General features: G+C 69.8%; 25 protein-coding genes. 13 read left to right on the top strand and 12 right to left on the bottom strand.

The window, feature by feature from the left end; genetic code table 11:
- Positions 1–57: 57 nt before the first annotated feature.
- From AWQ71_RS14605 to AWQ71_RS14580, 6 genes are all read left to right on the top strand, one after another.
- Positions 58–1,005: a bifunctional riboflavin kinase/FAD synthetase gene (locus tag AWQ71_RS14605; protein ID WP_067133168.1), complete on the top strand. Its 948-nt coding sequence runs from the start codon at positions 58–60 to the stop codon at positions 1,003–1,005.
- Positions 1,006–1,186: 181 nt separating this feature from the next.
- Positions 1,187–1,456, top strand: coding sequence for a 30S ribosomal protein S15 (gene rpsO, locus AWQ71_RS14600; protein WP_030450882.1), 270 nt, complete (start codon positions 1,187–1,189; stop codon positions 1,454–1,456).
- A gap of 384 nt (positions 1,457–1,840) precedes the next feature.
- Entirely contained in the window at positions 1,841–4,138 is a 2,298-nt protein-coding gene (locus AWQ71_RS14595) for a polyribonucleotide nucleotidyltransferase (protein WP_067132862.1), read from the top strand.
- Positions 4,135–5,445 (top strand): M16 family metallopeptidase, encoded by a 1,311-nt coding sequence (locus tag AWQ71_RS14590; protein ID WP_067132859.1) that lies wholly within the window; start codon positions 4,135–4,137, stop codon positions 5,443–5,445. The genes AWQ71_RS14595 and AWQ71_RS14590 overlap by 4 nt, the downstream gene beginning before the upstream one ends.
- Positions 5,446–5,564: 119 nt before the next feature.
- The gene (gene dapB / locus AWQ71_RS14585; protein ID WP_067132856.1) at positions 5,565–6,302 is read left to right on the top strand and encodes a 4-hydroxy-tetrahydrodipicolinate reductase; all 738 of its coding nucleotides are present in this window, start codon (positions 5,565–5,567) and stop codon (positions 6,300–6,302) included.
- Positions 6,303–6,428: 126 nt separating this feature from the next.
- Positions 6,429–6,866 (top strand): hypothetical protein, encoded by a 438-nt coding sequence (locus tag AWQ71_RS14580; protein WP_067132854.1) that lies wholly within the window; start codon positions 6,429–6,431, stop codon positions 6,864–6,866.
- 105 nt (positions 6,867–6,971) lie between these two features.
- Here the strand turns inward: AWQ71_RS14580 and AWQ71_RS14575 are convergent, their stop codons facing one another.
- The 4 genes from AWQ71_RS14575 to AWQ71_RS14555 all read right to left on the bottom strand — a co-directional run bounded on the left by AWQ71_RS14575 (position 6,972) and on the right by AWQ71_RS14555 (position 10,981).
- Entirely contained in the window at positions 6,972–7,841 is an 870-nt protein-coding gene (locus tag AWQ71_RS14575) for a 1,4-dihydroxy-2-naphthoate polyprenyltransferase (RefSeq protein ID WP_067132851.1), read from the bottom strand.
- Between the two features lie 163 nt (positions 7,842–8,004).
- On the bottom strand, positions 8,005–8,607 hold the full coding sequence (locus AWQ71_RS14570; protein ID WP_067132848.1) for a GNAT family N-acetyltransferase: 603 nt from the start codon (positions 8,605–8,607) through the stop codon (positions 8,005–8,007).
- A gap of 38 nt (positions 8,608–8,645) precedes the next feature.
- Positions 8,646–9,377, bottom strand: coding sequence for a CGNR zinc finger domain-containing protein (locus tag AWQ71_RS43800; protein WP_245658285.1), 732 nt, complete (start codon positions 9,375–9,377; stop codon positions 8,646–8,648).
- Between the two features lie 203 nt (positions 9,378–9,580).
- The gene (locus AWQ71_RS14555) at positions 9,581–10,981 is read right to left on the bottom strand and encodes an aminotransferase-like domain-containing protein (RefSeq protein ID WP_067132845.1); all 1,401 of its coding nucleotides are present in this window, start codon (positions 10,979–10,981) and stop codon (positions 9,581–9,583) included.
- An 88-nt stretch (positions 10,982–11,069) separates the two neighbouring features.
- Here AWQ71_RS14555 and AWQ71_RS14550 point away from each other — a divergent pair, with 88 nt between their 5' ends.
- Positions 11,070–11,942 carry a DMT family transporter gene (locus AWQ71_RS14550; RefSeq protein ID WP_245658295.1) on the top strand — a complete coding sequence of 291 codons (873 nt, stop codon included), beginning with the start codon at positions 11,070–11,072 and terminating at the stop codon, positions 11,940–11,942.
- 186 nt (positions 11,943–12,128) lie between these two features.
- Here AWQ71_RS14550 and AWQ71_RS14545 read toward each other — a convergent pair whose 3' ends face one another.
- The 5 genes from AWQ71_RS14545 to AWQ71_RS14525 form a co-directional block, all read right to left on the bottom strand.
- Entirely contained in the window at positions 12,129–12,731 is a 603-nt protein-coding gene (locus AWQ71_RS14545; RefSeq protein WP_084258882.1) for a DUF4142 domain-containing protein, read from the bottom strand.
- Positions 12,732–12,837: 106 nt separating this feature from the next.
- Positions 12,838–13,317 (bottom strand): GntR family transcriptional regulator, encoded by a 480-nt coding sequence (locus tag AWQ71_RS14540; protein ID WP_067132835.1) that lies wholly within the window; start codon positions 13,315–13,317, stop codon positions 12,838–12,840.
- Positions 13,318–13,361: 44 nt separating this feature from the next.
- Positions 13,362–13,844: a GntR family transcriptional regulator gene (locus tag AWQ71_RS14535; protein WP_245658284.1), complete on the bottom strand. Its 483-nt coding sequence runs from the start codon at positions 13,842–13,844 to the stop codon at positions 13,362–13,364.
- Positions 13,845–13,948: 104 nt separating this feature from the next.
- Positions 13,949–14,635 (bottom strand): RadC family protein, encoded by a 687-nt coding sequence (gene radC, locus AWQ71_RS14530; protein ID WP_067132829.1) that lies wholly within the window; start codon positions 14,633–14,635, stop codon positions 13,949–13,951.
- Between the two features lie 52 nt (positions 14,636–14,687).
- The gene (locus AWQ71_RS14525; RefSeq protein WP_067132828.1) at positions 14,688–15,425 is read right to left on the bottom strand and encodes a GntR family transcriptional regulator; all 738 of its coding nucleotides are present in this window, start codon (positions 15,423–15,425) and stop codon (positions 14,688–14,690) included.
- 127 nt (positions 15,426–15,552) lie between these two features.
- Between AWQ71_RS14525 and AWQ71_RS14520 the strand changes: the two genes are divergently transcribed.
- From AWQ71_RS14520 to AWQ71_RS14505, 4 genes are all read left to right on the top strand, one after another.
- Positions 15,553–15,870, top strand: a complete 318-nt coding sequence (locus AWQ71_RS14520) for a hypothetical protein (RefSeq protein ID WP_067133166.1) — start codon at positions 15,553–15,555, stop codon at positions 15,868–15,870.
- A 347-nt stretch (positions 15,871–16,217) separates the two neighbouring features.
- On the top strand, positions 16,218–17,135 hold the full coding sequence (gene dapA / locus AWQ71_RS14515; protein WP_084258881.1) for a 4-hydroxy-tetrahydrodipicolinate synthase: 918 nt from the start codon (positions 16,218–16,220) through the stop codon (positions 17,133–17,135).
- 136 nt (positions 17,136–17,271) lie between these two features.
- Positions 17,272–18,957, top strand: coding sequence for a ribonuclease J (locus AWQ71_RS14510; RefSeq protein WP_067132823.1), 1,686 nt, complete (start codon positions 17,272–17,274; stop codon positions 18,955–18,957).
- A 109-nt stretch (positions 18,958–19,066) separates the two neighbouring features.
- Positions 19,067–19,576: a DUF402 domain-containing protein gene (locus AWQ71_RS14505; protein WP_067132820.1), complete on the top strand. Its 510-nt coding sequence runs from the start codon at positions 19,067–19,069 to the stop codon at positions 19,574–19,576.
- Between the two features lie 69 nt (positions 19,577–19,645).
- Here the strand turns inward: AWQ71_RS14505 and AWQ71_RS14500 are convergent, their stop codons facing one another.
- From AWQ71_RS14500 to AWQ71_RS14490, 3 genes are read right to left on the bottom strand one after another with little or no spacing between them, the layout of a single operon-like run.
- The gene (locus AWQ71_RS14500) at positions 19,646–19,987 is read right to left on the bottom strand and encodes an ester cyclase (protein WP_067132817.1); all 342 of its coding nucleotides are present in this window, start codon (positions 19,985–19,987) and stop codon (positions 19,646–19,648) included.
- The gene (locus AWQ71_RS14495) at positions 19,977–20,417 is read right to left on the bottom strand and encodes a MarR family winged helix-turn-helix transcriptional regulator (protein WP_067132814.1); all 441 of its coding nucleotides are present in this window, start codon (positions 20,415–20,417) and stop codon (positions 19,977–19,979) included. Before AWQ71_RS14495 ends, AWQ71_RS14500 begins: the two co-directional genes overlap by 11 nt.
- 52 nt (positions 20,418–20,469) lie before the next feature.
- On the bottom strand, positions 20,470–21,993 hold the full coding sequence (locus AWQ71_RS14490) for an aldehyde dehydrogenase (NADP(+)) (RefSeq protein ID WP_067132811.1): 1,524 nt from the start codon (positions 21,991–21,993) through the stop codon (positions 20,470–20,472).
- Positions 21,994–22,302: 309 nt separating this feature from the next.
- Between AWQ71_RS14490 and AWQ71_RS14485 the strand changes: the two genes are divergently transcribed.
- Both AWQ71_RS14485 and AWQ71_RS14480 read left to right on the top strand, forming a co-directional pair.
- Positions 22,303–23,064: an NAD-dependent epimerase/dehydratase family protein gene (locus tag AWQ71_RS14485; protein WP_067132808.1), complete on the top strand. Its 762-nt coding sequence runs from the start codon at positions 22,303–22,305 to the stop codon at positions 23,062–23,064.
- A 66-nt stretch (positions 23,065–23,130) separates the two neighbouring features.
- A complete protein-coding gene (locus tag AWQ71_RS14480; protein ID WP_067132805.1) occupies positions 23,131–25,704 on the top strand; it encodes an FtsK/SpoIIIE family DNA translocase in 2,574 nt (857 codons plus the stop codon).
- The last annotated feature ends 40 nt before the right edge of the window (positions 25,705–25,744 follow it).

Below are 25,744 nucleotides of genomic sequence, written 5' to 3'. Positions count from 1 at the left end.
TCCGGGCATGGCAGTCTTGTCTACTGCCGGATCGCGTGTGAGGGAATCGAGGTCGAGGTGCAGGGCTGGCACGGACTGGACGACGTGCCCGAGGACTGGGGCAGATCCGTCGTCACGATCGGCGTGTTCGACGGGGTACATCGCGGTCACCAGCAGATGGTGGCGCGTGCGGTGGACATGGCCGCGAAGCTCGGACTTCCCTCGGTCGCCATCACATTCGACCCGCATCCCGACGAGGTGGTCCGCCCCGGCAGCCACCCGCCGCTGCTCACCGACACGCGCCGCCGCGCCGAGCTGCTCGTGTCGCTGGGCGTCGACGCGGTGTGCGTGATGCCGTTCACGGTGGAGTTCTCCCGGATGTCGCCGGACGAGTTCGTGCAGACCACGCTCGTCGACCGGCTGCACGCGGCCGGCGTGGTCGTGGGGGAGAACTTCCGCTTCGGCCACAAGGCGTCCGGCGATCTGGAAACGCTGCGCACGCTCGGTGAGAAGTACGACTTCGTGGTGGAAGGCGTGCCCCTGGTGAGTGAGGGCGAGGCGATCTCGTCCACCCGCATCCGCGGGCGGCTGGCGGAGGGCGACGTCGAGGCCGCCGCGGCCGAGCTGGGTCGTCCGCACCGGGTCGAGGGCGTGGTCGTGCGTGGCCACCAGCGGGGGAGGGCCCTCGGCTTCCCGACCGCCAACGTCGAGTCGCCGCAGCACACCGCGATCCCGGCCGACGGCGTCTACGCCGGCTACCTGCGCTGCACCGAGTCGCCCTCGCGATACGAGGGGGAGCTCTGGCCCGCCGCGATCTCGGTCGGCACCAACCCCACGTTCCAGAACGTCGCCCGGACGGTCGAGGCGTACGCGCTGGACCGCGACGACCTCGATCTGTACGGCATGCACGTGGCGGTCGACTTCACGACGCGACTCCGCGACAATCTCAAGTTCGACTCGATCGAGGCGCTGATCGAGCAGATGCACGCCGACGTGGCCGAGGCCAGGCGGCTGACCAGCGGCTGAAGAGCGGCCGGTCACGCCCCGCCCGTCCCGGGTGGCGGAACGCGATGGTAGCCTTGCATGTCGGCCATCGGTGCGGGTGTATGTCCGCCGAGTGGCCGGGCTGGCACGGCGACTGTTGGCACGCACGGTCGTTCGCGAGCTGGAACCATCCTTACGCGTGCCTCCCAGAAAAGGAGATGCAGTGTCGCTTGACACCGCCACCACGAAGGCCATCGTCGCCGAGTACGGCGCCAGCGAGGGTGACACCGGGTCCCCCGAGGTCCAGATCGCGCTGCTCAGCAAGCGGATCAGCGACCTGACGGAGCACCTGAAGACCCACAAGCACGACCACCACAGCCGTCGCGGGCTGCTCCTGCTGGTCGGCCGTCGGCGCCGCCTGCTGAAGTACCTGCAGGCCAAGGACATCACCCGCTACCGCTCCCTGATCGAGCGGCTCGGCCTTCGTCGATAGGGTGAAAGGAGCGGCGATCCAACGCCGCTCCTTTCACATATCAGGTCAAAATAGGCCTACGGTTCGGCGAGTCGCCGCAGAAGCGGGCTTAGGACCGCGCAAACTTAATAGCCGAAAGGGAGAGGAGACCGGATAGTCTCCTCAACCCGACAGACAGTGCCCCGCGTCCGCACGCAAGCACACGCGCGATCCGCGGCGTGAGAGGGCCGGTCCTCGGTAGTGGCCCCCGGTCATGCGGCACAGCCGCGGAGGGAACCGGGCGCTTCGATCGAAGACCGGCACTGCACCTGACGGGGAGCCGGCAAAGGAAGGGGTAGGCCGGTCAGGCTGCCTTGACCGCAGCACACGGACGTGGGGGAGACCGACCCGAGAAGGAGGTCCCCCGTGGAGGGTGTCCACAGCACAGAAGCCGTTATCGACAACGGCTCGTTCGGCACGCGTACCATCCGGTTCGAGACCGGCAGGCTCGCGCGCCAGGCGGCCGGAAGCGCCGTCGTCTACCTGGACGAGGAGACGACTGTCCTTTCCGCCACCACCGCGTCCAAGCATCCGAAGGAGAACTTGGACTTCTTCCCGCTCACCGTCGACGTCGAGGAGCGGATGTATGCCGCGGGCCGCATCCCCGGCTCGTTCTTCCGCCGGGAAGGGCGGCCGTCCGAGGACGCGATCCTCACCTGCCGCCTGATCGACCGGCCGCTGCGCCCGTCGTTCGTCAAGGGCCTGCGCAACGAGATCCAGGTCGTGGCGACCGTCATGTCGCTGCACCCGGACCACCTGTACGACGTGGTCGCGATCAACGCGGCGAGCTTGTCGACGCAGCTCGCGGGGCTGCCGTTCTCCGGCCCGATCGGCGGCGTCCGCGTCGCGCTGATCAACGGCCAGTGGGTGGCCTTCCCGACGCACTCAGAGCTGGAGGGCGCCACCTTCGACATGGTGGTGGCCGGCCGGGTCCTGCAGGACGGCGACGTCGCGATCATGATGGTCGAGGCCGAGTCCACGCGCGACACGCTGAAGCTGGTCGCCGAGGGCGACGCCGCGCCGACCGAGGAGGCCGTGGCCCAGGGTCTGGAGGCGGCCAAGCCGTTCATCAAGGTCCTGTGCGAGGCGCAGTCGCGGCTGGCCAAGGTCGCCGCGAAGGAGACCGCCGAGTACCCGATCTTCCTCGACTACCAGGACGACGTCCTGGAGGCGGTCACCGCCGCGGTGCGCAGCGAGCTCGCCGCCGCGCTGACGATCGCCGGCAAGCAGGAGCGCGAGACCGAGATCGACCGGGTCAAGGCCCTCGCCGCCGAGAAGCTGCTCGCCGACTTCGAGGGGCGTGAGAAGGAGGTCTCCGCCGCGTTCCGGTCGCTGACCAAGAAGCTCATGCGCGAGCGGGTGATGACCGAGGGCATCCGCATCGACGGGCGTGGCACCAAGGACATCCGGCAGCTCAACGCCGAGGTCCACGTCGTGCCGCGGGTCCACGGCTCGGCTCTGTTCGAGCGCGGTGAGACCCAGATTCTGGGCATCACCACGCTCAACATGCTGCGCATGGAGCAGATGATCGACACGCTCAACCCGGAGCGCACCAAGCGGTACATGCACAACTACAACTTCCCGCCGTACTCCACCGGTGAGACGGGCCGCGTCGGCTCGCCGAAGCGGCGCGAGATCGGTCACGGTGCGCTCGCCGAGCGGGCGCTGATCCCCGTGCTGCCGAGCCGCGAGGAGTTCCCGTACGCGATCCGCCAGGTGTCGGAGGCTCTCGGGTCGAACGGCTCGACCTCGATGGGCTCGGTCTGCGCCTCGACGATGTCGCTCCTCGACTCCGGTGTGCCGCTCAAGGAGATGGTCGCCGGCATCGCCATGGGCCTGATCGGCGAGGGTGACCAGTACGTCACCCTGACCGACATCCTCGGCGCCGAGGACGCCATGGGCGACATGGACTTCAAGGTCGCCGGCACCAAGGACCTCATCACCGCGCTGCAGCTCGACACCAAGCTCGACGGCATCCCGGCGTCGGTCCTGGCCGCGGCGCTCAAGCAGGCCAAGGCGGCCCGCCTGGCGATCCTGGACGTGATGCAGGAGGCCATCGACTCTCCCGCGGAGATGAACCCGACGGCGCCGCGCATCATCACGATCAAGGTCCCGGTCGACAAGATCGGCGAGGTCATCGGGCCCAAGGGCAAGATGATCAACCAGATCCAGGACGACACCGGCGCCGAGATCACCATCGAGGACGACGGCACGATCTACATCGGCGCCACCGACGGTCCGTCCGCTGAGGCCGCCCGGTCGCTGATCAACGGCATCGCGAACCCGCACATGCCCGAGGTCGGCGAGCGCTACCTGGGCACGGTCGTGAAGATCGCCGCTTTCGGGGCGTTCATCTCGCTGCTGCCCGGCAAGGACGGCCTGCTGCACGTCTCGCAGATCCGCAAGCTGCACGGCGGCAAGCGCATCGAGAACGTCGAGGACGTCATGAACGTCGGCGAGAAGATCCAGGTGGAGATCGCCGAGATCGACTCGCGCGGCAAGCTGTCGCTCGTCCCGGTCGAGGTCGTCGAGAAGGAAGCCGCGGAGAAGGCCGCGGGCGGCGATGAGGCGGCCGAGCCCGCCGAGGCGCCGCAGCAGCAGGAGGACCGCTCCGAGCGTCCGCGTCGGCGCACCCGCGGCGGACGGGACGACCGCAACTCGTGACGACCACCATCCTCTATCCCGGCAAGGACGGTGCGGGGGTCATCCGCCGCACCGTCCTTCCCGGCGGTCTGCGAGTGGTGACCGAGACCATGCCGACGGTGCGCAGTGTCGCCGTCGGCATGTGGGTCGGCATCGGTTCCCGTGATGAGGCCCCCGAGCACATGGGGGCCACCCACTTCCTCGAGCACCTGCTCTTCAAGGGCACTTCCACGAGGGACGCCATGGAGATCTCGGCGTCCATCGAGGGCATCGGCGGTGAGATCAACGCGTTCACCGCCAAGGAGTACACCTGCTACTACGCGCGGGTGCTCGACGAGGACCTCCCCCTGGCGATCGACGTCCTGGCCGACGTCGTCACCTCTTCCCTCATCACCCCCGAGGACGTGGAGTCCGAGCGCGGCGTGATCCTGGAGGAGATCGCGATGCACGACGACGACCCGTCGGACGTCGTGCACGAGCAGTTCTCCGCCGAGCTGTACGGCGACACGCCCATCGGCCGGCCCATTCTGGGCAACGAGGAGTCGATCAACGCGCTCAGCCGCGATCGGATCCACGAGTACTACCAGCGCTACTACCTTCCCCCGCTGACGGTCGTCTCCGTGGCGGGCAACGTGAACCACGAGCGCGTGGTCGAACTGGTCGCCGCGGCGTACGAGCGCGCCGGCGCCCTGGCCCAGCTCGCGCCGCCCGCGCCTCCGCGCCTCGACGGCCCCGGCGTCGAGCAGCGGTCCGGCATCCGGGTCGTCGACCGGCCCACCGAGCAGGCCAACCTCGTGCTGGGCACCACCGGCGTCTCCCGCGGCGACGACCGCAGGTTCGCCCTCGGCGTGCTGAACGCGGCGCTGGGCGGCGGCATGTCGTCCCGGTTGTTCCAGGAGATCCGTGAGAAACGCGGACTGGCCTACAGCGCGTACAGCTACACCTCGCAGTACGCCGACACGGGCCAGTTCGGCATCTACGTCGGCTGCCTCCCCTCGAAGATCGACGACGTTCTCAAGATCTGCCGGGACGAGCTGTCCCGGATCGTCGCCGAGGGCATCACCGCCGAGGAGATCACTCGCGGCAAGGGACAGATGCGTGGCGGGCTGGTCCTCGGCCTGGAGGACACCGGTTCCCGTATGTCCCGGATCGGCAAGAGCGAGCTCGTCTACGAAGAGCTCATGTCCGTGGACGAGGTTCTCGCCCGGATCGAGGCGGTCACGCCCGAGGACGTCAGCGCCGTGGCGCAGGACATCCTCACCCGGCCGCTGACGCTCGCCGTCATCGGGCCGTACGCCGACAAGGACTTCAGCGGGGCGATCGCCTGAACCCGTGAGAGGGGCCCGGATCGTGGTGGTCCGGGCCCTTCGCATGTCCAGGGTCTTTCAGCTGCCGGCGCCGCGCATGCTGCAGGTGAGAGCGTGACGTCCGGGTATAGCCTTGGCCCGTGATTAAGGTGGGTGTTCTCGGCGCGCGTGGCCGCGTCGGCGTGGAAGTCTGCAAGGCCGTACACGCGGCCGACGACCTGGAGCTGGCGGCGGCCGTCGACAAGGACGATCCGCTGGAGGCGCTGGCCGGCGCCGAGGTGGTGGTCGACTTCACGCATCCCGACGTGGTGATGAACAACGTCGAGTGGTGTGTCACGCACGGCATCCATCCGGTGATCGGGACGACGGGCTGGACCCCCGAGCGGCTGGACACGGTGCGCGCCCTGCTCGCGGCCAACCCGGGGACGAACGCGTTGATCGCCCCGAACTTCGGCATCGCCGCCGTGCTGATGATGCATTTCGCCCAGCAGGCCGCCAAGTACTTCGACTCGGTGGAGATCGTCGAGCTGCACCACCCGAACAAGGCGGATGCCCCCTCGGGGACGGCGCGCCGTACGGCGGAGCTGGTGGCGGAGGCCCGCAGGAAGGCGGGCGTCGGCCCCTCCCCGGACGCGACCACCTCCGAGCTGCCGGGGGCCCGCGGTGCCGACGTGGACGGCGTACACGTCCACGCCGTCCGCCTGGCCGGTCTGATCGCCCATCAGGAGGTGCTGCTCGGCGGTGACGGAGAGATCCTCACCATCCGGCACGACACCATGAACCGGTCGTCGTTCACCCCTGGCGTGCTCCTCGGTGTGCGCCGGGTACGCGATCTTCCGGGGCTCACGGTCGGTCTGGAGAACCTCCTCGACCTATAAACCTCATCCACAGGCAGCCGCTTATCCACCGAACGAGCTTCGGCTTGCCACCCCACTTCCGCCTTCAGGAAGGCTGTCCCATGGGTCGCCGCCCGGCGGCCCTAACCGACCGCCCAGGGGAGAGGCATGACCGGCATTGGTTTCGAGGAGCGGGTCACCGCACTGGAACTTGACATGCAGTCCATGAAGATCGCCATCGGCATGGTGGACAACAAGGTCGAACGGGTCCGCGCCGATGTGCGGCAGGCTCAGGCCGCCAACACGCGCATGATCCAGGCCGTACGCGACGACATGACGGAGTTCCGTCAGGAGGTCTCGGTCCGCTTCGACTCCGTCGACGCCCGGTTCGACGCGGTGGACTCCAGCTTCACCCACATCGACGCCAGGCTCGATCGGATGGACTCTCGCTTCGATGCGATGGATTCTCGTCTCGATCGGATGGATTCCCGCTTCGACGGGATGGATTCTCGCTTCGATCGGATGGACTCCCGGATCGATGAGGTCGTCTCACTCATCAGGGGGATGGCCGACGGTCGTGCCCAAGGCGTCACATCCGTGAACTAGCGAAAGGCCGATACGTGTACGGGGCGCCAGAGCGCCCCGTACACGTGCCTGACGGCTCCGCCGTCAGATTGCCCTTTGGTTTCGGCCCTCGCCGGCGCCTCTTGGTCAGAGGGCCAGGCCGAGGGTGAACAGGGCGCCGAAGGCGAGCTGGAGGCGCCCCGTCTGCTGCAGCGTCGCGATGAGCGCGGGCCCGGTCGCCCCCGAGCGCACCGTCTGCACCGGTGCGATGGCCAGCGGGAGCGCGAGCACGGCGATCGCGGCGAACGGCCGGTCGGGGACGACGCCGAGTGCGATCAGGAAGGGCACGATCAGCGCGGCCGCGTAGAGCAGCCGGGTCCGCCCGTCGCCGAGGACGACGGCGAGTGTCCGCTTGCCCGAAGGACCGTCCGTCACGATGTCGCGCAGGTTGTTGACGACGAGCAGGGCGCAGGCGAGCAGGCCCACCGGGACGGCGGCGGCCAGGGCCAGCCAGGGCAGCCGCTCCAACTGGACGTATGTCGTCCCGGCGACCGCGACGAGGCCGAAGAACACGAAGACCGAGATTTCGCCCATGGCGCGGTAGCCGTACGGGCGGGAACCCCCGGTGTAGAACCAGGCCGCCAGGATCGAGAGGAGACCGACCAGCAGCAGCCACCAGGCACGGGTGGCCACCACGAGTGCCAGGCCGGCGATTGCGGCCGCGAGGAAGCAGCCCAGCGCCGCCGCCAGCACCTCCTTGGGAGCGGCCGCGCCGGACCCGACGAGGCGCATCGGGCCGACCCGGTCCTTGTCGGTGCCTCGGACGCCGTCGCTGTAGTCGTTGGCGTAGTTCACGCCGACCTGCAGAGCCAGCGCCACGAAGAGGGCGAGGAGTGCCCGCCACCAGACGGCTCCGCCCTCGGCGACAGCTACGCCGGTGCCGACGGCGACCGGAACGACGGCTGCGGGAAGGGTACGGGGACGCGCGCCCGCGACCCATTGAGCTGGTGTGGCCACGTTTATACCTTTGTGAGATCACCGGAGAGTGGAAGCCCGCGCACGGCCACGACCATCCGCGGGCGTCCCGTCGTGCAACGGCTCAGGGCAGGACGTACCGACGGACACGGCACGTCCACGAGGGCCGGAGAACCGACGGGGATCCTGCTCACGCTGGGGCAGGTCAGCTGATGTCGGTGCCGAGACGGATCATCCTGATGGGGCGGCCCATGTCGAGCACGCGCTCCGCCTCGTCCTCGCCCCACCCCGCCGACTCAAGGAAGCCGAGCATCGGGTGGTTGTCGGCGAACACCCAGGTGACGACGCTGCTGTAGCCGTCCTCGCGCAGGTGGTCCACCGTGGCGTTGAGCAGGCGACTGCCGTGTCCGCGGCGGATGTGGTTCGGGTCGACGAGGAGGGTGAGCAGCTCGGCGGTCTCCGACGGGCGCAGGTCGGGATCCTCGGCGGGGCCGTGCGAGGCGAGCCCCACGACCCGGTCGGACGCCCGGGACGCCGCGCTGGCCAGGATGCCGCCGGGACCGAGCGCCGTGAACGCGTCCGTGTCGGGCACCACCCGCTCGACCGCGACGAGAACGCGGTGACGCGGGGTGGGTGGTGAGAGGATCGCCTCGTCCCACTGTCGCCGCCACATCTTCTCGGCGGCGGGGCCGGTCATCTGCTCCAGCGGGCCGGGGGGGAGGAAGTCGCGATATCCGCACTTCCACGCCCTGATCTGGGTGCTCGTCACCGCGTCGACGTCTTCCAGACGGGCAGATCTAACACCCATGCGGCCGGCTCCTCTCTGTACATGTATCACCGTACTGGTCAGGAGATGCGAGATGAACCGTCCGTCTGGCGTCGTGCCCGATATGCCCGAGTTTTTGTGCGGTTTCCACACACCCGCATGGAACACCAGGATCGGGAGCGGTTCTTGGAAGAGTCTATGAAGGCCCACTGACACGTGCTCTCCGCGCACACCTTCAGTCGGGGCCACATCCCCTCGGCGTGGGCGGCGGGGATCGCGGCGACGATCCGGGCGAGGCCCGCGCCCACCCCACCCTCCGAGGAGACCGCCGGGGCGCCGGAGGGCCCCGGCGTACTGGAGGCGGCCGAGTCGTGGGAGCCGGGCATTTCCGAGAGGCCGGCCGTTCCCCACGTGCCGGCGGCACACCCTGTGTCGGCATCGCCTGGCACGCCGGACGGCCCGAGCGTTCCCGATGATCCCGGACCACCGCGCGGGACGTACGCCGCCGGCTCCAGAGTGGGCACGCCTCCCACCAGCGTCACCCGCAGCGGGAACGTCGCCAGGGCCGCTTCCAGTCCCGCACCGATCTCGTACGGCGTCGCGTCGTGGTTTCGGCGCAACGCTTCACGGAGGCCCTCACGCAGCCGGACGGCGAGGACGAGGTCGTCGTCCGCCGCGCGATCCGTGTCCTGGATCAGGTCGCGTTCCTGTAGCCATACGGTCAGCTCGGCCGGTGACGCGAGATCGTCGACGTCCGACTCGACGTCGTAGGTGTTCACGAAATCGCGAAGCAGCTCCGCGGGGCCTGTCATCTGCGTGATCCCCTCCCGCGACCACTGTATGGGAGGCGCAGACGGGGAAATGACCGCACCGTCCCCGGCCCGGCCGCGGCTGTGTTCCGGATGCAGACCGGGCTCAGCGCCGCCCGAGGTGATGACGTGCGGTTGCAGAAACGCCGTGCCGGTCGACGCGGGCGGCCTGGCGGCGTTCGCCTGCCGGGGGCGCTTCCGTTCGATCAGCGTGTGTCCTGGAACGCGGCGCCCAGGCGGCGCACGCCCTCGTCCAGCTCCGCGACGCTCGACGAGGCGATGTGGGTGAGTCTGATGCGCGGTCCGGGAGGTTCTGACGGGTAATAGATGCGGCCGGGGCTGACCAGCACCCCCTTGCGCTGCGCGGCCTCGACGACCGCCGCCTCGTCCGTGCCCTGGGGGAGGCGCACCCAGACGTGGAACCCTCCGTGAGGCCGGAGTTCGACCTCGGCCTGCGGCACATACCGGGCCAGACCGGAGAGCAGCGCCCCCTGCCGCACCAGGATCTCCTGTCGTACGGCGGCGAGATGACGCCGCCATGCCGGTGAGCTGACGAACTCCAGCGCCGCCTCCTGCAGCGGCCGCGCGACGAAGAACGACTCGACCACCTGGCTCGCCCGCAGGCGGTGCGCCGCCGGGCCGCGGGCGATGACCCCCGCCACCCGCATGCTCGGCGCCGAGATCTTGCTCAGCGAGATGATGTGGACGACCGTGCCGTTCGGGTCCATCGAGCCGAGCGAGGGCGGGGTCGGGTCGGCCCCGAGATAGCGGGCGTAGTCGTCCTCGATGACGAACGCACCCGCCGCCCGCGCGACCGCGAGCACCTGCTCCCTGCGTTCGAGAGGGAGAGTCGCGCCGGTGGGGTTGTGCAGCGTGGGCTGGCAGAGGAAGACCCGCGCCCCGGTGACGGCGAACGCCTCGGCCAGCAGGTCGGGCCGTACGCCGTCCCGGTCGACCGGGACGGCGGTCGCACGTAGCCCGGCGGCCTTGGCCGCCGCCAGCGCCCCCGGGTACGTGGGGGTCTCCACGAGGACGGGCCTGCCCGGAGCGGCCAGCGCGCGCAGGGCGTGGGTGAGCCCGGCCTGGCCGCCGCTGACCACGAGCACGTCGTCCGGCGTGGCCGTGCCGCCCGCCTCGCTCGCGAACCATCGCCGCAGCCCCGGGTCGCCGTTGAGGGGAGGTAGCGACCACGACTCCGGCCGTCGTACGGCACGGGCGGCCGCGGCGGACAGGGCCGAAAGCGGTCGGAGGTCGGGAGGTAGATATCCGCCGGTCAACGGGATCACTCCGTCGGCCGGCCGGGCAAGGAGCCCGGAGACGGCGGAGTCATCGACCATACGGTCGTCGAGCGTCACGGTCTGCCAGGAGAGGTCGAGGGCCTCGGCCGCGCGCCCGCGCGCCGGGGCCACGAACGCTCCGCTGCCCGGCCTGGTCACGACCCGGCCCTCCGCGCTGAGCTGCGCGATGGCGCGGGAGACGGTCACCGGGCTGACACCGTGCCGCCGCATCAGCTCCCGGCTGGACGGCAGCCGATCGCCCGGCCGCGCGCGCTCCGTCTCGTCGCGCAGGATCGCGGCCAAACGGGCGATACTGCTATCGTCATTCATGAGAGATTACGATAGCGCTATCGAGACGGCGTCAGTAGCGCCGAGCCGCGCGGGAGCCGCCGTTCGGCGGAGCGCCTGGTTGGGCACCGTGCTCGCCTTGGTCGGCGTTGTGTCGTTCTCCGGCTCGTTCCCCGGCACCGTCTTCGGGATGCGGGGGTTCGACCCGTACCTCCTCACGTTCGCGCGCGCCGGTCTCGCCACCCTGGCGGCCGTCACCTGCCTGGCCATGGCGGGCGCGCCGCTGCTGCCGCCGAGGGGGCATCTGCGGTCGTACCTCGTGATCGCCGTGGGCGTCGTCTTCGGCTTCCCGTTGTTCAGCGCCCTGGCTTTGCACGGCGGGGCGAGCACGGCCCATGCGGCCGTCGTGACCGGCCTGCTTCCCGCGGCGACGGCGGTGGGCGCGGTGCTACGCGCGGGGGAGCGGCCGCGGCCGCTGTTCTGGATCGCCTGCGCCGGCGGCGCGCTCTCCATCACGGTCTTCGTCCTCACCCGCGGCGGCGGCCGTTTCGCCGTGGCGGATCTGCTCCTGGTGCTCGCCCTGGTCGGAGCCGCCGCCGGTTACACCGAGGGAGGGCGGTTGGCCAGGGAGACCCCTGGCTGGCGCGTCATCTCGTACTCGCTGGTCGTGGCCGCTCCGGTCACCGTGCCCGTCACCGTCGTGCTCGCGTTCACGACCGACCCGAGTCCGGACGCCGTCTCGCTGGGCGGGCTGGCCTACGTCGGCCTGGTCTCGATGTTCCTCGGATTCATCCCCTGGTACGCGGGTCTCGCCATGGGCGGGATCGCCCGTACCGGGCAGGTCCAGCTCGCGCAGCCGCTGCTGACGCTGCTGTGGGCCTGGCTCCTGATGGGCGAACGGTTCGGCTGGGCGACGGTCGCGGCGGCTCTCGCCGTACTGGTGTGCGTGGCGGTCACCCAGGTGAGCCGCGGACTCGGGGCGAGGCGCCCGGACCGGACCTGAGCGACCGTACGCAGCCGGCGTGCTGCATCGATCATTCCGGATGCTCTGATCCGCGGTTCTCCAGACGTGCGCTTCCGAGGTCGTCCGTGCGGGAGCGGACTCCCTGAGAGCGACCTCGGAAGCGGAGGAGCGCCGTAGGCGGCTGTGCCGGGCCCCGGCGTTCGCCGGCGTGCCCGGACGGGGCGCTCAGTGGGTGGGCGTGGGGTGCGCGGTCGGAGTGCCCATGTGCGGAGTTGTGGTGGCCGCCGCCTTCCTGAGCAGCGTCAGGTGCTCCTGGATGACGGGCTTCGCCTCCTGGGCCGTCTTCTTGACCTGCTCAGACTTGCCGTTCGCCAGCTGCTTGTTGATGAGGGTCAGGGTCTGGCGGTGGGCGGTCAGCTGCGACTGGACCCAGGCGTGGTCGAAGTTGGCGCCGCTCAGCCCGCTCACTTCCTTGAGCTGGGCCTGCTGCTGCTTGCTCGGCTCATGGGGCAGTTGGACGCCGACGTCCTTGGCCACCTGCCGGAGCTTCGTGTCGAGCCTGGTGTGATCCTTGATCAGCCTCGTTCCCAGGTCGCGTACCGCCGACGTGTGCCCCTTTTGCTGCGCCAGCCTTCCCGCCCGGATCTCCGCCAGGTTGCCCTGGTGGGCCTTGATGAGGAACATCTGGTCCTGTTCGCTCACGCCGGGGCTCGGGCTCGGACTGTGAGCGCCGGTGGGACTGGGGCTCGGTTGCGCGAACGCGCCGGTGGCCCCTGCCACCAGCGCGCTGATCACGATTGCCAGCAGAAGGACAATCCGTCTCACCATGAGATCCCCCCTGGACCTCTTGTCGGACGATCACGGCGCGGCCAGGACAGGCCGCCCGCATCCGGTCACTACCCGCCAAACCGCAGAAAAACGTCCCAGATCGCCCTCAGTCCTGGGGCCAGTCCTCGCGGGGGGAGACGTACGTGCCCCGGTAGGGGACGGTGAAGACCCACTTCCGCTCGCGGAGAAGCGCGACGGCCTGCCGGACGGTGGCCTTGGCGACCGAGTGCTGCCGCATGAGGGCCTTCTCACTGGGGATCGGCCGATTGGGGCTGAGTTCCTCACGCCGGATGCGTTCGGCGATCTCCTCGGCGATCTGCTGGTAGAGCAGGGGGCGGCGGTGGTTTCGCGGCGCGGTGTCGTCTCCGACGAAGGTTCCCTCGCCCTGGATGGTGTGCACGAGGCCGAGTTCTCTGAGCTCCCGGGCCACCCGCCGAGCGGTCATGCGGGCGATGCCGTACTCGGCCTCCAGCTCGACCTCGCTGGGAACTGCGTCGCCTGCCTTCAGCTCACCGTGATCGATGCGCCGACGGATGATCTCAGCGACCTGCTTGTAGACAGGTATCGGTCCCTCTCGGTCAAGCACGCTTCAAGACTAGACGTATCGATACAAGTAGTTGATCGGTTCGGCTAATCCTTGGGCCAGTTCTCCTCGGGGGAGACGAAGCTGCCGCGCTGCGGGACCGTGTAGACCCACTTCTCCTCTCGGAGGAGCGCGATGGCTCTGCGCACGGTCTCACGCGCCACGTCGTACTGCTGCAGGAGGGTGGTCTCGCTCGGGATCGGGCGGCGCGGGCGGAGTTCTCCTTGGCGGATGCGCTCGATGACGTCATCCGCGATCTGCCGGTAGAGCGGTGTCCTCCGCGCCTCCCGAGGCGCCTCGCCCGGGGGCCCGACGAACGTGCCCTCGCCTTGAACCGTGTAGATGAGTCCTTCTTCGCGAAGCATGTGGAAGGCACGCCTGGCCGTCGTGCGCGCCACGCCGAACTGACTCTGGATCGCCGCCTCGCTTGGGACCGCGTTTCCCGGAGCCAGTTCGCCGCGCAGGATCTGCTGCCGGATGATCTCGGCGATCTGCACGTAGAGGTGGGTGTCGCCATCATGATCGAGCACGGTCGGCAACATAGGCGACCGGTGTCGACCCATCCCGTTGAGCTATGTCTGTCTAGCCGAAGGATTCCTCTAGATTAGACGGAAGGATACGACTAGACGTATCATCAATCGCGTGCGCCTTGAGGGGGAGGGGAGAGAAGGGGGATACGGCGCCAGCGCGTGTCGGTGACGATCACGTGGTCGAGGAAGCGCAGGCCGACGGTCTCGGCCGCCTCAAGCAGGCGTGCGGTGACCTCCAGGTCGGCCTGGCTGGGCTCAAGCGAGCCGCTGGGGTGGTTGTGGGCGAGGCCGAAGGCGGCCCCGCCGGAGACGAGGACGGTGGTGATGATGTCGCGAACGGGTGCGGGGGTGTGGTCGCTGCCCCCTTCGCTGGCCAGGGTCCGCCGCAGGACGTTGCCCCTGGTGTCGCAGACCAGCACGACCAGGCGTTCCCTCGCCTGGCCGTGCAGGAGTGGTGCCGCGGCGGCGGCCAGGTCTCCCGAGCAGGTGATGCGGGTCCGCTCCGGCTCGGCCTGGGCACGCCGTACGAGCTGGAAGGCGGCGGCGACGCGGGCGGCCTTGGCGGGACCCACGCCGGGAACCGCCAGCAGGCGATGGGCTTCGGCCCGGGCCAGCTCTCCCAGGTCGCCGCAATGGGCGATGAGCCGCGAGGCCAGCTCGACGGCGTTGGCGCCCTTGCTGCCCGAGCCGAGCAACAGCGCGAGCAGCTCACGATCGGCGAGTGCGGCCGGGCCCGAGGCGAGCAGGCGCTCTCGGGGCTGGTCGGCCACGGGCAGATCCTTGACGCGCATCGCCACCTCCGGACGGGGAATCCGGATCGGTTCTACCAGCGGCCACCGACAGTCAGAGCTGGACCGGGATCCCGTAGACCAGGCGGAACCTGTCGCCCGGGATGACGATGTCACTGGTCTCGACCGGGCGGTCGCCGGTCCAGTGGGTGCGCTCGACGTGCATCACCTGGACCCCGGCCGGGAGTTCGAGCAGGTCGCTCTCGGTCGGCTGGGGGACCCTGACGTGAACGCTCTCGCTGATCTCGGTGATCTTCGTCCCGGAGATCGCCAGGCGTTCCAGAACACTCTTGCGCTCCGTCGTGCCCTCGTCGGGGGGCTGCCCCAGGCTGAACTCCAGCAGCTCGTAGGAGGTGGCGAGCTGGATCGGTCGCCCGTCGCCGCGAACCACGTGGAAGACCTTGGTCACCTGGCTGCCCTGCCCGAGCCGCAGGCGCTGGGCGATTTCCGGAGGGGCCTCCGAAAGTTCGCTGCGCCAGCTCCAGGTGGGGCGATAGCCGCCGCCGTGGATCTCCGACGGCAGCGTGGCCAGGGTGTCGGGGAGGCGGCTTCGGTAGAGGGGGAGCAATATCGGTTTCTCTCGGACGCGGTGGCCGGAGCCGACGCGGCCGACGATGAGACCCTCGTGCGCGAGCACGCGCAACGCGTGCCGGGCCGCGGTCTCGCCGACGCCGTATTTCCGCGTGATCTGGTGACGTGAGGGGATCGGTGCGCCCGGCGGCAGAGTGCCATCGACGATCTGACGTCGAATGTCCTCGACAACGCGCAGGTAGACCGGATCGGAATTGGCCATCATCCATCCCTGGGGGTGGGCTTTGATGCGGTCGCCCAATCTTGGCGTATCCGATGGACAACCCAGAGTAATGGTCCCTGTCTGTGACTCCAACTTTACGGATCAGATGGTGAAAGGTGCGCCGGAGATGGAGACGCCCCCCACGGCCGTTCCGGAAAACCCGATTCCCGAGCCGTATCACGGCGTTCACGTGGCCCCGGCGCAAAGGGGGCACGAGAAGATCCGCTGGCTCGCCCCGAGTCAGCGGAGCGACCGCGTCCGGGTTCGTCGGCATACGTGCGAATGCAAGGCGACGATCTATGAGTTGTGCCACTCCGGCGGTCTGCTGTTCATGCGCCGGACAGTACGTGGACCCGACGGGGCGCGGATCCACGAGAGCGATCGGCTCGTCACGGCCAAGATGGAGGCCCTTTGGCTCATGCTGCTGCTCGGCGAGGCCCGGTGACAGCGCGGTGGCCCACGCCAGCGTCGGCGCCCGGTCGGGGCGAGCTGCGGCCGGTGTCGTGCGCGGGGTACGGCAGGAGAGATGACCGTGACCTGGTCGAGACAGGCCGGGGTGCCCGTGACCTGGGAAAACGTCATCAGCCGCGAGTTTTGAAAAATTCTCGTCCGTTACGTGTAACGCGATCGTAAGACGCGGCGATTCATGGAGTAGAGGCCGCTGATCTGTGTACCCCCGAGCACATATCAGCGGCCTCTTTCCATCCCGTCCTGACCCGGTCCGTACGGGGCCGTCCGGGTAACGGGGTGGCGAGGTCCACCGATTCCGAGGATCCGGGTAGCGTTCGGTCTATGGCATCGCCAACTGGAACCTCTGACGCCCCCTTCGGTCGCATGCTGACCGCGATGGTCACCCCGTTCGCCAAGGACGGAGCCGTCGACTACGAGGGCGTCCAGCGTCTCGCTGCCTATCTGGTCGACGAGCAGCGCAACGACGGACTCGTCGTGAGCGGCACGACCGGAGAGTCCCCCACCACCACCGACGATGAGAAGGAGCGCATCCTCCGCGCGGTGGTCGAGGCAGTGGGTGACCGGGCCACGGTCGTGGCAGGGGCCGGCAGCAACGACACGCATCACAGCGTGGAGCTCGCCCGGGTTGCCGAGCGCGCCGGAGCGCATGGTCTGTTGGTGGTGACTCCCTATTACAATAAACCGCCGCAAGAGGGCCTTTATCGTCATTTCACCGCTGTGGCTGACGCTACTGGTCTTCCAGTGATGCTTTATGACATTCCCGGCCGGACGGGGGTGCCCATCGCGACCGAGACGCTCATCCGGCTGGCCCAGCATCCCCGGATCGTCGCCGTGAAGGACGCCAAGAGCGACCTGTTCGCGGGCTCGCAGGTCATGACGGCCACCGACCTGGTGTTCTACTCCGGGGACGATCTGGTGAACCTGGCGTGGCTGTCCGTGGGCGCCGCCGGGTTCGTCAGCGTGGTGGGTCACGTGGTCGGCGCGGACCTCGCCTCGATGATCGAGCGCTACCGGTCCGGGAACGTCGCCGGCGCCCTGGAGGTGCACCGCAGGCTGCTGCCCGTGGTCGCGGGCATCATGACGCGGACCCAGGGGGCGATCATGTCCAAGGCCGCGCTGCGGCTGATCGGCCAGGACGCCGGTTACATGCGGTTGCCGCTCGTCGACGCGACCGAGGAGCAGATCGCGATGCTGCGCGTGGACCTTGTCGCGGGCGGCCTGAAGCTTGCAGATAGCTAGTAATGATGGAGACGAATGAGCAAGCGCATCACCAGACATAACGGTCGCGATCTCCGGGGGATCCAGCCGACCGGCGGGGAGAACCGGTGAACGGGGGAGCGATCGGAACCCGCGGTGGGCGGATCGAGGAGTTCGCATGAGCCATCCGCATCCTGAACTCGGGCCTCCGCCGCCGCTGCCCGCGGGCGGCCTGCGCATCGTCGCGCTTGGCGGTCTCGGGGAGATCGGCCGCAACATGGCGGTCTTCGAGTTCGACGGCCGTCTGCTCGTGGTGGACTGCGGGGTGCTTTTCCCCGACCCCGAGCAGCCGGGCATCGACCTGATCCTGCCCGACTTCGACTACATCCGCGACCGACTGGATGACATCGAGGCGGTCGTCCTGACCCATGCCCACGAGGACCACATCGGCGCGGTGCCGTACCTCCTGCGGGAGCGTCGGGACCTGCCGCTGGTCGGGTCGCGGCTGACCCTGGGCCTGATCGAGAGCAAGCTCACCGAACACCGGATGCAGCCGGTCAAGGTCGAGGTCATCGAGGGGGAGCGGCGCCGGTTCGGGCCGTTCGAGTGCGAGTTCTTCGCGGTCAACCACTCGATCCCGGACGCCCTCGCGGTCGCGGTCAGGACGCCGGCCGGCATCGTGCTGCACACCGGCGACTTCAAGATGGACCAGCTCCCGATGGACGGGCGGCTGACCGACCTCGGCGGGTTCGCCCGGCTCGGGGCCGAGGGCGTCGACCTCCTGATGTCGGACTCGACGAACGCCGAAGTGCCCGGCTTCGTCACCAGTGAGCGGGACATCGCCCCGGTCATCGACGGCGTCTTCCGCACCGCCGAGAAGCGGATCATCGTGGCCAGCTTCGCCTCGCACATCCACCGCGTGCAGCAGGTCATGGACGCGGCGGAAAAGCACGGGCGCAAGGTGGCGCTGATCGGCCGGTCCATGGTCCGCAACATGGGGGTGGCCCGCGACCTCGGCTACCTCAACGTGCCCGCCGGGCTGCTGGTCGACTCCCGCGAGATCGAGGAGCGGCCGCCGGAGGACGTGGTGCTGATCTGCACCGGGTCCCAGGGGGAGCCGATGGCCGCGCTGTCGCGCATGGCCAACCGCGACCACCCCATCCGGATCGCTGCCGGCGACACGGTCCTGCTGGCGTCCTCGCTGGTCCCGGGCAACGAGACGGCGGTCAACAAGGTCATCAACGGCCTGAGCCGCTGGGGTGCCCGAGTCGTGCACAAGGGCAATGCCCGCGTCCACGTGTCCGGGCACGCGGCGGCCGGTGAGCTGTTGTACGTGCTGAACCTCACCAAGCCGTCGAACTTCATGCCGGTGCACGGGGAGTGGCGGCACCTGCGGGCGCACGCCCAGCTCGCGCGGCTGACCGGCGTGCCTGACGAGAACATCGTCATCGCCGACGACGGCGTGGTGGTCGACCTCGTCGACGGTCAGGCGCGGATCACAGGGGCGGTCGCCTGCGGCTACGTGTTCGTCGATGGGACGTCGGTCGGCGACATCACGGACATCGCGCTCAAGGACCGCCGCATCCTTGGCGACGAGGGCTTCATCTCCGTCGTCGTGGTGGTCGACTCGACGACCGGCAAGCTGACCGGAGGTCCCGAGATCACCGCTCGCGGTTCCGGCATCGATCCGGACGCGCTCGACGGGGTCATCCCGCAGATCGAGGCCGCCCTTCAGGAGGCGGCGGCCGACGGGGTCGCGGACGTGCAGCAGATCCGCCGCGCGGTTCGTCGCACGGTCGGCCGGTGGGTGAGCGACACCTACCGCCGCCGCCCGATGATCATCCCCGTGGTGGTCGAGGTATAGCGGAAGGAGCACCGGGGACCGTGTGTGCCCGGTGCTCCTCACCTTGTGCGACCGGTGCGCCGGCGCGTACGTTCGGAGCGATCATCGACGTACGGGAGGAAGGGGCCGCGTGACGGCCGAGGCGGATCAGGTCAGGGTCGTATACCGCAAGTACGGCGGGTCGCTGCACTGGAACCATCGGGCACGCCTGCTCGGAGACGACGAGTTCGGCGTGTGGGTGGGGTGCCCGGCCGGGACCAGCGGCCGCAGGGGCGAGGAGCCTCCGGTCGTATGGGAGCGGCCGTTCGTGATCCTGTTCCCCCACCAGGCGTGGTGGACGGCCACGTTCAACCCCGCCGACCACAAGACGGCGATCTACTGCGATGTCACCACCGTGCCCGAGTGGCGTGACGGCGAGGTGACCATGGTCGATCTGGATCTCGACGTGCTGCGCTTCCAGGACGGCCGCCTGCATCTCGACGACGAGGACGAGTTCGCCGAGCACCAGGTGATTTACGGCTATCCGGCGGAGATCATCAGCCAGGCGGAGCGGTCGGCCGCCTGGCTGATGGACGCGGTACGGCGCGGTGACGGCCCCTTCGGAGGGGCCCACGACCGGTGGCTCTCCCTGGTCGGCTGACGCCTTCCGACGAAATCCCGGCAACCGAGATCGCGAAACGCGCTGCAGGCGGCCGTCGGGAGCAGGACTTCAGGAGCGCTGCAGGGAGGACAGGCCCCACAGCTCGGAGATGCGTCCGTCGCGCACGCGGAAGAACTCCAGCATCATGGGCGACTGCTGTCCGGGAACGCCGTGCACGCGCGTGCGGACGGCGGCCATGTCCCCTTCGACAACCATGTCCTCGACGGTGACGTGGGCCTCGGGGAAGGTCTCGTGGAGCCGCCGCCAGGCATGGACGACGCTGTCCGGCCCGGTGGTGGCCAAGGGGTGGCTGTAGAAGTCGGCCGTGAAGATGTTTTGGGCGGCGTCATGGTCGTGGGCGTTGAACGCCGCGTACATCCGTCGGGCCGCCGCCCGCACGTCATTGGTCATGGGTCTCCTGCCCGGTGATGTTCGCGCGGACGCGCCGCAGGACGCGCAGCACGATCTCCTGCTCTTGTGTGGCGACGCCGTCCAGCAGCCGCTCTTGGTACGCCTGGTGTGATCGCTCCAGATCTGCGGCGGCCTGTTCGCCGGCGGGAGTCAGCGCGGCCAGGGTGTAGCGGTTGTCCGCCGGATCGAGGCGGCGGCCGGCCAGTCCTTCGCTCTCCAGTTCCTTGACCAGCCGGGTGATGCTCGCACCGTCGAGGCCCAGCGCCTGGCGCAGGTCGCTGTGGCTGGTCTCGCCCGCACGCCGCAGCCGAACGAGCAACTGCACTCGGTGGGCACTCATCCCCACATGCCGGGCGAACGCCTGTCTCAGCTCAGAGCAGGCGCCGCCCAGCTCGCGGAAGAACCTGTCCTCGGACGTCTCGTCACGCACATTCTCTTTATAGGGTCAACTATTGATAAGTTCAAGAGTTGCCCGTTGGGGATCAGCGCGGCAGGTCCAGGACGCCGTCCACGTGGCGGGGCACCCGCAGCGGGTTGTCGTCGCGCAGCGCCTCGGGCAGCAGGGCCTGGGGAGTGTCCTGGTAGGCCACCGGTCTGAGGAAGCGGAAGATCGCCGCCTGACCCACCGAGGTCGTGGCCGGCTCGGTGGACGAGGGGTACGGCCCGCCGTGCTGCTGAGCCCAGGACACCGCGACGCCGGTTGGGTACCCATTGAAGATCAGCCGACCGGCGCGGTCGCGCAGGACGGACAGCAGCCGCGTCGCCGGCTCCTCCTCGCCAGGCTCGCTGTGCAGGGTGGCGGTCAGGTTGCCGGGCGTGGCCGACAGCGCCGCCACCAGCTCGTCCTCGTCCTGGTATGTCAGCACGACGGTCAGCGGGCCGAAGCACTCCTCAAGGAGCAGCTCGGCGGCGTTCCCGTCGGAGAGCAGCGTGGCGGGGGCGGTCAGCAGGCGCGCGGCCACCTGCCGGTCGTCCCCGGGCTTGCCCGTGGCGGCGACGGTCACGCCGGGCAGCGAGGAGCGGGCGTCCGCCCCCGACGCGAAGCCGCGGCGAATGTTGTCGCCGAGCAGCACCTGCGGCCCGGTCTCGGTGAAGTGCGCGGCCAGCGCCTCGACCAGCGCGCGACCCGCGTCCGTGGCGGGGGCGAGGACGAGGCCCGGCTTGGTGCAGAACTGTCCGGAGCCGAGCGTCGCGGACGCGGCCAGACCGGAGGCGATCTCGGCGCCGCGCGCCTGCGCCGCACCCGGCGTGACGACCAGCGGGTTGAGGCTGCCCAGCTCGCCGTAGAAGGGGATCGGCTCGGGCCGCGACTTCGCCACGTCGTGCAGGTGGCGGCCTCCGGGGACCGACCCGGTGAAGCCCACGGCCTTCACGAGCGGGTGGCGGACCAGGGCGATCCCGGCGTCCTGGCCGTGGACGAGCTGGACGACGTCCGCGGGCAGGCCGGCCTTGCGCGCTCCGGCGCGCAGTGCCGCCAAGGCGAGCTCCGAGGTCTCGGGGTGCAGCGGGTGGGCCTTGACCACGACCGGGCAGCCGGCGGCGAGGGCGCTCGCGGTGTCGCCCCCGCTGACGCTGAAGGCGAGCGGGAAGTTACTCGCGGAGAACACGGCCACCACGCCGACGGGCACGTTCATCCGGCGCAGGTCGGGGCGCGGCGGCGTCGCCGAGGGGGCGGGCAGGTCGACGCGCACGTCCAGGAAGGACCCCTCGCGCAACGCCGCGGCGAACAGCCGGAACTGCCCGGCGGCCCGGCCCACCTCGCCCGTCAGCCGCGGCACGCCGAGCGCGGTTTCGGCGTCGGAGGCGGCGACGAGCGCGTCCCTGGCCGCCTCCAGCTCGGCGGCGATCGCCTCCAGCAGCTCCGCGCGTCCGCGCGGGCCCGCCTCGTCCAGCGCCCGCCGGGTCGCCTCGGCGGTATGGCAAGCCAGATCGACCTGATCAGCGGATGACTCGGCGAACTCGCCGCGGGGGTCGCCGGTGCGGGCGTCGACGCTCCAAAGGGTCATCGGTGTGGGTCTCCAATCACGATCTCACGCGGTCCGCCGGAGGGGCGCGGGCCAGGCGCCGGCGGCTGGACCCATCCTGCACCAGGCGGCTCGTGACAAGGTGACCGGTGTCACCGTCCTGTGGACAACCCCGCCGGACCGAGGCGCGGCCGGGCGGGCATCACCAGTGGGCCGCCCGACCGGTCCCGTGACCACCGGCAGCCGCACTCTGCGATCGAGCTCCCAGCTTCGCCGTGCCGGCGGCCAGTGCCGTGATCGGCAAGGTTTGCCCGGGGCAAAAATCGGCGGGAGGGCCACTAGGGTCGGTACATGATCACGCTCATCACGGGCGCCGCGGGTCGCATCGGCGCCTGTCTGCGCGGGGGACTGCCCGCGCTCGGGCACCGGCTGCGCCTCACTGACCGGGCCCCGATCGGGGATGCCGGCATCGACCAGGTCGTCGGTGACATCACCGACCCCGCGACGCTCACCCGTGCCATGGAGGGTGTGCGCGCCGTCGTCCACCTGGCGGGCGACCCCTCGACGGGCGCGTCCTTCGACAGCGTGCTCGACGCCAATATCGAGGGGACGTATCGGGTCTTCGAGGCGGCGCGGCTCGCGGGCGTGGAACGGATCGTCTTCGCCAGCAGCAACCACGCCGCCGGGTTCACGCCGCGCCAGAAGTGCGCCCCGGCCGACACGCCGGTCCGGCCCGACTCGCTCTACGGCGTCTCCAAGGCGTACGGCGAGGCCCTGGGGCGGTACTACGCCGACCGGTACGGCATGCGCGTGGCCTGCCTGCGCATCGGCTCCTTCGAGCCCCGTCCGCCCGACGCCCGAGCCCTGTCCACGTGGCTCAGCCCGGGCGACATGGTGCGGCTGGCCCACGCCTGCCTGACGGCACCGGACCTGACCTACGCGCTGGTGTGGGGCGTGTCGGCCAACACCAGGGGGTGGCTCGACCTGGAGCCGGGACGGGCCCTCGGCTACCACCCGTGCGACGACGCGGAGGTCTACGCGGCCGAGTTGCCCGGGCTCGACGTCGCCGACCCCGACTACGCCCGGCTCGGCGGCCGCACCGTGGAGAGCTGACCGGCTGGAGCTCCCTTCGGCGTGCCTCCGGGATCTCGGCCGAGTCTCGCGGGTAACTTTGACATCATGGCCACCCGTACGTCCGGCAACGGTTCAGGGAAACGTCCCACGCCGCGGACCGGGTCCCGCCCGGCCGCCGCCAAGCGGACGCCGTCGGGGTCCCGCGGCCGGTCCGGGTCGGGTTCCCGCCCGTCCGGCTCCGGGTCCCGCTCGGCCCGCTCTCGTCAGGTCGCGACCGGCCAGGACCCGGTGAGCTGGGTCTTCCTCATGATCGGCAAGCTGGTCATCGGCGTCTGGTCCGTGATCGCCAACGGCATGGGTAGCGCCGTACGCGCTCTCGGGCAGGGCGCCCGCGACCTCGACCCGGCGCACCGCCGTGACGGCCTCGGCCTCTCGGTGCTCGCCGGCGCGATCGTGGTGGCCGCGATGACCTGGCGGGACACCAAGACCGGCGTCGCCGCGGTGGTCGACGCCGTCATCCACGGCACCGTCGGCGCGCTCACCTGGTCGGTGCCGTTCCTGCTCGGGCTGCTCGCCTGGCGCTTCCTGCGCCACCCCGACCAGAACGCGGAGACCGGCCGGATGGGCATCGGCTGGGCGGCGCTGCTGACCGGCATCCTCGGGATCGTCCACGTGACGCACGGCACGCCGTACCCCTCGGGCGGGCCGAACGACGGCATGGACAAGATCTCGGAGGCCGGGGGGATGCTAGGCTTCCTCGTCTCGGCCCCGCCGTCGAGCATCCTGCCCGCGTTCATCACGATCCCGTTGCTGCTGATGCTGTCGGGCTTCGGCGTCCTGGTCATCACGGCCACCCCGGTCCACCGGGTCCCTGAGCGCCTCGCCGAGATCCGGCACATGCTCTTCCAGCGCCCGGACTCGGCCGGGCGGGGCTCCTCCGGCGACCGGTCTAAGTCGCAGCGTCCCAAGCGCGTACGGAAGAAGCCGGGGACGTCCGACGGCGAGACTGAGATCGGCGACAACGTCAAGCCGTACGACACCCCGGTGCTGTCGGAGGACGAGGGACGGCGCGCGGACCACGCGCCGGAGATCGTCCCCGGGCTGGTCGACGACGAGGCGGAGACCGCGGCGGCTTCGGCCAAGGCGCCCTCCCCGCCGCCGGAGCCGACCCCGGCGCCGCGCAAGGTCGAGCAGCTCGTTCTCTCGCCGCAGGCCGGGCCGTACACGCTGCCGGACACGCAGATGCTGCGGACGGGGTCGGCGCCCAAGCCGCAGACGAAGGCCAACACGATCGTGGTGAACGCGCTGAGCAGCGTGCTGGAGCAGTTCGGCATCGATGCGCAGGTGATCGGGTTCACCCGGGGGCCGACCGTCACCCGGTACGAGATCGAGCTGGGCCCGGCGGTCAAGGTCGAGAAGGTCACGGCGCTCACCAAGAACATCGCCTACGCCGTCAAGTCCGCCGATGTCAGAATCCTGTCCCCGATCCCCGGCAAGTCGGCGATCGGCGTGGAGATCCCCAACACCGACAAGGACCTCGTCTCGCTCGGCGACGTGCTGCGCTCCCAGGTGGCCCAGGCGGACCACCATCCGATGATCGTGGGCCTCGGTAAGGACGTCGAGGGCCGCACCATAGTGGCGAACCTCGCCAAGATGCCGCACATCCTCATCGCGGGCGCCACCGGCGCGGGCAAGTCGACCTGCATCAACGGCCTGATCAGCTCGATCCTGATGCGGTCCACCCCGGACGAGGTCCGGATGGTGCTCGTCGATCCCAAGCGGGTGGAGCTGTCCTCCTATGAGGGCATCCCGCACCTCATCACGCCGATCATCACCAACCCGAAGAAGGCCGCCGAGGCCCTCGAATGGGTCGTCGGCGAGATGGACCGGCGCTACGACGACCTCGCGGCCAGCGGCTTCCGGCACGTGGACGATTTCAACAAGGCCGTACGCGCGGGCAAGCTCATCCCGCCGCCCGGCAGCGAGCGCGTCTACCAGCCCTACCCTTATCTTCTGGTGATCGTCGACGAGCTCGCCGACCTGATGATGGTCGCGCCGCGTGACGTGGAGGACTCGATCGTCCGCATCACCCAGCTCGCCCGCGCCGCCGGCATCCACCTGGTGATCGCCACGCAGCGGCCGTCCGTGGACGTCGTCACCGGCCTGATCAAGGCCAATGTGCCGTCCCGGCTCGCGTTCGCGACCTCCTCGCTCGCCGACTCCCGGGTCATCCTCGACCAGCCGGGCGCGGAGAAGCTGGTCGGGCAGGGTGACGCGCTGTTCCTGCCGATGGGCGCGAGCAAGCCCATGCGCCTGCAGAACGCTTTCGTCTCCGAGAAGGAGATCGCCGACGTCGTCGAGCACTGCAAGTCGCAGATGCAGGTCGAGTACCGCGAGGACGTGGCCGCCCCGGCCTCGGCCAAGCGCGAGATCGACGAGGAGATCGGCGACGACCTCGACCTGCTGATCCAGGCGGCGGAGCTGATCGTCTCGACCCAGTTCGGCTCCACGTCGATGTTGCAGCGCAAGCTGCGGGTCGGTTTCGCCAAGGCGGGGCGGTTGATGGACCTGCTGGAGAGCCGCAATGTCGTCGGTCCGAGCGAGGGGTCCAAGGCGCGCGAGGTCCTCGTCAAGCCGGATGACCTGCCGGGACTGCTCGCCGATCTGCGCGGAGAGTAGCCGGAATATTACGATATGGAGTGCCCGTACTGGGCTGTCT

This window comes from Microtetraspora malaysiensis (assembly GCF_001528665.1).
Classification (GTDB): domain Bacteria; phylum Actinomycetota; class Actinomycetes; order Streptosporangiales; family Streptosporangiaceae; genus Microtetraspora_A; species Microtetraspora_A malaysiensis.
The sequence above is the reverse complement of the archived record's forward strand: the minus strand, read 5'-3'. Positions and strand labels throughout refer to the sequence as shown.

Coding starts and splice junctions, on each gene's coding strand:
- AWQ71_RS14580 (WP_067132854.1), top strand. CDS start 6,429: ATGACCGGCATTGGTTTCGAGGAGCGGGTCACCGCACTGGAACTTGAC.
- AWQ71_RS14570 (WP_067132848.1), bottom strand. CDS start 8,607: ATGGGTGTTAGATCTGCCCGTCTGGAAGACGTCGACGCGGTGACGAGC.
- AWQ71_RS43800 (WP_245658285.1), bottom strand. CDS start 9,377: ATGACAGGCCCCGCGGAGCTGCTTCGCGATTTCGTGAACACCTACGAC.
- AWQ71_RS14555 (WP_067132845.1), bottom strand. CDS start 10,981: ATGAATGACGATAGCAGTATCGCCCGTTTGGCCGCGATCCTGCGCGAC.
- AWQ71_RS14545 (WP_084258882.1), bottom strand. CDS start 12,731: ATGGTGAGACGGATTGTCCTTCTGCTGGCAATCGTGATCAGCGCGCTG.
- radC (WP_067132829.1), bottom strand. CDS start 14,635: ATGCGCGTCAAGGATCTGCCCGTGGCCGACCAGCCCCGAGAGCGCCTG.
- AWQ71_RS14525 (WP_067132828.1), bottom strand. CDS start 15,425: ATGGCCAATTCCGATCCGGTCTACCTGCGCGTTGTCGAGGACATTCGA.
- AWQ71_RS14520 (WP_067133166.1), top strand. CDS start 15,553: ATGGAGACGCCCCCCACGGCCGTTCCGGAAAACCCGATTCCCGAGCCG.
- dapA (WP_084258881.1), top strand. CDS start 16,218: ATGGCATCGCCAACTGGAACCTCTGACGCCCCCTTCGGTCGCATGCTG.
- AWQ71_RS14510 (WP_067132823.1), top strand. CDS start 17,272: ATGAGCCATCCGCATCCTGAACTCGGGCCTCCGCCGCCGCTGCCCGCG.
- AWQ71_RS14500 (WP_067132817.1), bottom strand. CDS start 19,987: ATGACCAATGACGTGCGGGCGGCGGCCCGACGGATGTACGCGGCGTTC.
- AWQ71_RS14490 (WP_067132811.1), bottom strand. CDS start 21,993: ATGACCCTTTGGAGCGTCGACGCCCGCACCGGCGACCCCCGCGGCGAG.
- AWQ71_RS14485 (WP_067132808.1), top strand. CDS start 22,303: ATGATCACGCTCATCACGGGCGCCGCGGGTCGCATCGGCGCCTGTCTG.
- AWQ71_RS14480 (WP_067132805.1), top strand. CDS start 23,131: ATGGCCACCCGTACGTCCGGCAACGGTTCAGGGAAACGTCCCACGCCG.